The sequence below is a fragment of the Pseudomonas meliae genome (assembly GCF_001400515.1).
GTDB lineage: Bacteria > Pseudomonadota > Gammaproteobacteria > Pseudomonadales > Pseudomonadaceae > Aquipseudomonas > Aquipseudomonas amygdali.
In genome coordinates this window covers 1-5,151 of the sequence record NZ_LJQT01000206.1, presented here as the reverse complement: position 1 = coordinate 5,151, position 5,151 = coordinate 1, and the positions used below count along the sequence as shown (strand labels likewise).

At 60.2% G+C, this 5,151-nt stretch carries 3 protein-coding genes, 1 tRNA gene and 1 pseudogene; all 5 read right to left on the bottom strand.

Annotated features, from left to right (window positions below; all coding sequences use genetic code 11):
* Positions 1-165 precede the first annotated feature (165 nt).
* A pseudogene (locus ALO64_RS09180) lies at positions 166-991 on the bottom strand (tyrosine-type recombinase/integrase); the annotation flags it as partial.
* Between the two features lie 163 nt (positions 992-1,154).
* Positions 1,155-1,230 (bottom strand) — tRNA-Phe (locus ALO64_RS09175).
* A gap of 101 nt (positions 1,231-1,331) precedes the next feature.
* Positions 1,332-1,604, bottom strand: coding sequence for an oxidative damage protection protein (locus ALO64_RS09170; RefSeq protein WP_002555777.1), 273 nt, complete (start codon positions 1,602-1,604; stop codon positions 1,332-1,334).
* Positions 1,601-2,668, bottom strand: coding sequence for an A/G-specific adenine glycosylase (gene mutY, locus ALO64_RS09165; RefSeq protein ID WP_044345556.1), 1,068 nt, complete (start codon positions 2,666-2,668; stop codon positions 1,601-1,603). The genes ALO64_RS09170 and mutY overlap by 4 nt, the downstream gene beginning before the upstream one ends.
* 96 nt (positions 2,669-2,764) lie before the next feature.
* On the bottom strand, positions 2,765-4,990 hold the full coding sequence (locus tag ALO64_RS09160; protein WP_044345555.1) for an AsmA family protein: 2,226 nt from the start codon (positions 4,988-4,990) through the stop codon (positions 2,765-2,767).
* Positions 4,991-5,151: the final 161 nt, after the last annotated feature.

Genomic DNA, 5,151 nt, shown 5'->3' with positions numbered 1-5,151 from the left:
TTTTCAGAGGATACCTAACGATGTGCCCAGGTTTGAGCACATCTCAGTTGCAAAGGACTTTGCACCTGGCCTCCCATATGTCAGGTATTCCACCCCTGGGGGTGAACGATTCGTTCGGCCCGACCTGCTCCATCCCTCATCGGGTGCTCGACCCTGCATTCAGGTGCGCTCAACTGGGATGGTCCACAGCTTCTTTTCCAGATTGAACTCGGACCACTGTGCCTCGCGCAGCTCGCTAGGGCGCACCGCCGGTAGGGTAAGCAGTCTCAGACCCAGCTGCACGTCTTTGGCATGCGGGTATGACTGGATCGCGCGCAGAAGGGCGGGCAGCCCTTCGGCTGAAACGTGGGCGTAGTTTTCGGCTTTGCCGCTGGAAAGGAATTTGTGAACCCCCTCCAGTGGGTTGTTCACGGCGCTGCTGGTCACGCGAGCCAGATCGTAGGCATCCTTGCAATAAGCGCGCACTCGACTCATCTGCTCAAGAATGCCTTGTTGCTCCAAACCCCGGAGCAGCTCCATCCACTCCATTGACAGGATGCCGGTGTACCGGCGCTGGCCGAAGGTGGGAAACACATGGCGTTCAAGTGCTCCCATAATCCGCTTGGCCGTGCCTGCGTCCCAGCCGCCGATGCGCGAGGCGTGCCATTCACGTGCCAGCGTCTCGAACGTATCGTTTACTGCTTGGGCTTCAGCCGCTTTGCGCGCCTGCTTAGTCACCATCGGGTTTCGGGCTTCGGCCGTATCGGCGCGCAGATCTGCAGCTTTTGCTCTGGCCGCTGCGCCGCTGACCTCGGGGGATCCCCCCCCAGCCCCAGCCAAGACCACTTGCCGACTGCTTTTTCATAGCGCTGCTGCCAAGACTTTTGTCAGTCCGGCTTCAGCCGGAAGTGCAGGCCATTGGCGTCGAGTTCGCGGACTACTTCAGATCCGCCTCAAGGCCCGCAAGAGTGATATCGGAGAGCGGCCGGCGCTTGATTTCGAACCGTTTCACGGCTTGCATCCCTTCGGTTCGATTATTTTCAAAGGGATACACGCTAGGTAGATTGTGTAGATATAGGTAGAACAAGGAGATAGAGCCAAAAACAAAAAAGCCCGCACGAGGCGGGCTTCTTGTGTGTTTGCAGGTGTGCTTGGCATCACCTGAAAACGGAAGGTGGTGCCCAGAGACGGAATCGAACCGCCGACACGGGGATTTTCAATCCCCTGCTCTACCGACTGAGCTATCTGGGCAACGGGGCGCATTAGACGTGTTTTTCAGGAGGTCGTCAAGCGTGTTTTTTAAAAAATTTGAATTATTACCGACGCTTACGACCTTCACTGCGTGAAACGCTTTATTTTTCGGGGGGAACGTAGCCTTCGGCCTGGGCGTATTCTTCGCCCGAGAGAAACTTGTCCATCTCGGTCTGGAGGAATTTCCGGTCTTCGGCGTTCATCATATTCAGGCGGCGCTCGTTGATCAGCAGGGTCTGGTGTTTCTGCCAGTCGGCCCAGGCTTTTTGCGAGACGTGGTTGAAGATGTCTTCGCCCTTGGCTCCCGGATAAGGGGCGCGTTCCAGGCCGGGCAGTTCTTCTTTGTACTTGCGGCACATTACGGTGCGGGTCATGACGACTCTCCTGCGTTCAATACGTCGGCTGCGCGTTTGAGCAGCTTTTTCACCGGGGCAGCAAGGCCCAGGCGTGGCGGGGTGGCGAGGTTATACCAGAGCCAGTCGGCCTCGGCCACGTGATCGGCGGACTCCTGGACCTTGACCAGCCAGGGTTCGATGCTCAACTGGAAGTGGCTGAAGGTGTGGATCAGCCCCGGCAGTTCATGATGCTCGCCCAATTGCAGTGCGTGTTGCGTGGCCAGGTGCTGCAGATCATCGAAGTCATCCAGTTCCGGAAGGCTCCACAGGCCGCCCCACAAGCCGCTGGAAGGGCGACGATAAAGCAGAATCGCGCCGTCTTCGTTGGCGAGCATCGGCATGAGTGTGCGTTTCTGCGGTACCGTCTTGCGTGGTTTGGGGATGGGGTAGCGGGTTTCCAGGCCCAGCATGTGCGCCTCGCAACTGCGTTCCAGCGGGCAGAGCAGGCAGCTGGGTTTGCTGCGGGTGCAGAGCGTAGCTCCGAGGTCCATCATCGCCTGGGTATAGTTGTTGACCCGGCTGTGCGGTGTGAAGCGTTCAGCTGTGGCCCACAGCTGTTTGGCCACCTTGGGTTCGCCCGGGTAGCCCTCTTGCGCAGTAAAGCGCGCCAGGACGCGTTTGACGTTGCCGTCGAGGATCGGCGCGCGAAGACCCATGCTCAGGCTGGCGATTGCGCCCGCGGTGGACAGGCCGATGCCGGGCAGCAGAATGAGTTTTTCGACATCGCGGGGAAACTCGCCGCCATGGTCGGCGACCACGATTTTTGCCGTTTTCTGCAAGTTGCGGGCGCGGGTGTAGTAGCCCAGTCCGGTCCATAGGTGCAGCACTTCGTCTTCCGGTGCCTCAGCCAGCGCCTGCACGGTCGGCAGGGCCTCCATGAAGCGGTCGAAGTAATTCAGAACGGTGCTGACCTGGGTCTGCTGCAGCATGATTTCCGATACCCAGACCCGATACGGCGTGATGCCTTGTTGCCAGGGCAGGTCATGTCGGCCATGACGGTCGTACCAGTCCAGCACGGCGCTGGAGAATTGTTCGGGTTGCATGGCCTGAAGGGCTCTCGTCGTCGGGATATGAGTCGGGATAGGAAAAGGTGCGCCAGTGGAGCGCCGCGAGGGCGCTCCTGAGCTGTTCACATTGCTCTAGCGTTTGAACAATCCCTTGAGGGCGTCCTTGAGTTCGGGGCTGACCTTGTCACCGAGTTTTTCATTCAGCTTGTCCTCAAGCTTCTCGCTGATCCGGTCGCCCGCCAGCCTGGCAGCGATCTGGCCCACGCCTTCCTTGTCCAGGCGGCAGGCTTTGGCACCCAGTTCCAGCGGGCCGCGGCACTGCACCGGCCACTCGATGCCGACAAAGCGCGGATTGATCTCGCACGCTGGGTCCGGCATGTCGCTCTTGTCGCTTTCGACGATGATGCCGACGCGGTAATTCATGCCCAGTACGCGCAGATCGACGTCGCCGTTACCGTTGACGGCCATGCCCGGCGTACGAACCTTGAGGTCCGGGTTGCTGGCCACGCCGTTGCGTATCACCAGATTGCCGTTGAGCTGCTGGAAAGGAGTGTCCTTGGCGCGCGGTTCGCCGCTAAGCGTCTTGCGGTTGAGGATCGAAATACCCTTGCACAGCTGCTGCTCCAGGTTGGCATTGACCAGTACGCCGTTATTGAGTGCAAAGCTGGCGGTGCCGTTCAGGCTGTCGATCAGGGCTTTTTCGCTGTTGCCTGTGCCGGTCAGGCTGCTGTCTAGGTTCAGCAGGCCACGCACTGGCGGCGTCTGGCCCTGGCTTTCCAGAATGCGTTCGACCGGTACTTTGGCAATGCGCGTCTGTACCGTGGCCACAGGCGTGTCCGGACGCGCGTCCAGATTGCCCTTGACCTCGAAGTTGCCGTTGTACAGGTCGCCACTCAGCGTATCGACCTTGATAAGACCACCGTTGGCTTGGGTCTTGAACGCTGCGTTGTCGATGGGCAGTTTGTTCAGGGTCAGTTTGCCGAAGCTCAGGTCAGCCTCGACATCCAGCGTACGCAAGCGCTCCAGCGGCAGCAGCCTGGCAGTGCTCCAGGCGGCCTTGGTCGGTTGTTCGGGCAGCGGTGAGTCGCCCGCAGCAGCGGCGGCTTCACCGGACTGAACCTCGGATTTGCGCGCGGCCTTGGCACCTTTGCTTTCTTCGCTCTCAGCTGGACGATAGCGGTCGGCGTCGAAGGTATCGCCCTTGAGCTGGACACGCAGCGCCTGTTTGGCGAAGTCGTCCACGGCGATGCGACCGGTGAAGGTGCTGTCGTCGACTTTCAGATTGAGGTTTTCCAGCGCAAGGTTGGTGGGCGTGCCGGCGAGGCGTGTGACCATTTCAACCTTGCTCAGCGCGCCCTCGGACATGGCGGGCAATGGCTGGCCGATGTTTTCGAAGAAGGTGCGCAGGTCGAGCTGGGCGATGGACAGGCCGCCGCTGATCTGTGGCGTTTTATCCAGATCACGGGCACGCAGTTCGCCCAGTGCACGCAACTGGTTGGCTGACACTTTGAGGCTGTTCCATTCGGCGATATTGGCGGCAAGGTCTACCAGCAGCTGGCCCTGCGCCGAGAAAGTGACGGTCTTGCCCTGCAGCGGCTCGCCTGCGACTTCGCCGGACAAGCGCATGTCTTCGAATTGATAGCGCTTGAGTACGCGGTCCATGCGCAGTTCGCCGACCAGTTCGGTCTTGGCGCGCACGACGGGCTGGTTGGTGCTCAGGAACGCCGTCAGTTTGATCGGGATGTCGGATGCTTCACGAATTGGTCCGGTGCTCAGTTGAATGCTCTCGGCCGTGAAGGTTCGGCCTTTGCGGGCATCACTGTAATCCACGCGGGCGTTGTTGACAGTCAGGCTGTCGATATCCAGCCGGATGGGCTGGGAAGAGCGATCGGCCTTGGGCGCGTCCGGGGCAGGCGCAGGGGTTGGTTCGCCAGGCGCTGCGGTGGTTGCGACAGCGGGCTTGCCGATGTCCTCCCAGTTGCTATGACCGTTTTCGTCACGGTGCAGGGCCAGGTTAAGGCCTTCGACGCGGATGTCACTCATCTGCACCTGACGACGAAGCAGCGGCAGGACACGTACGGACAGGCCGAGCATCTGCACATCGGCAAACGGCTGATCGGGGGCGGTCAGGGTGGCGACATGGGCGTCGTGCAATTCCAGGCCGAGCCAGGGGAACAGGCTCCAGCCGATATCACCGTTGAGCGTCAGCTCGACGTTGGCCTTGTCGCGTGCCAGCTGGCGAATCTCGTCTTTGTAGTCGTTGGGATCAAACAGGTGGGTCAGGGCGAAGCCGAGAGCCACGATGATCAGCAACAGCCCGAGAATAAACAGCCCCAGGATTTTGCCGAACGCTTTCATGGGCGAGTCCTTGTGTCGATATTCAAAAATAGCCCGTGAGTATACCGCTCTGACGCGCGTACCGGGCTGCGGATGCCTTTATTGCTGTCCGGTCGCCGGTTTGAGGTAGCAGCGCTCCTCTCGACCCTACAGCTACATAGCTTTTGAACCGCCCCGGGTTT

What these genes read in the sequence shown, in the direction of transcription:
- ALO64_RS09170 (WP_002555777.1), bottom strand. Translation starts at nt 1,604, where the DNA reads ATGACCCGCACCGTAATGTGCCGCAAGTACAAAGAAGAACTGCCCGGC.
- mutY (WP_044345556.1), bottom strand. Translation starts at nt 2,668, where the DNA reads ATGCAACCCGAACAATTCTCCAGCGCCGTGCTGGACTGGTACGACCGT.
- ALO64_RS09160 (WP_044345555.1), bottom strand. Translation starts at nt 4,990, where the DNA reads ATGAAAGCGTTCGGCAAAATCCTGGGGCTGTTTATTCTCGGGCTGTTG.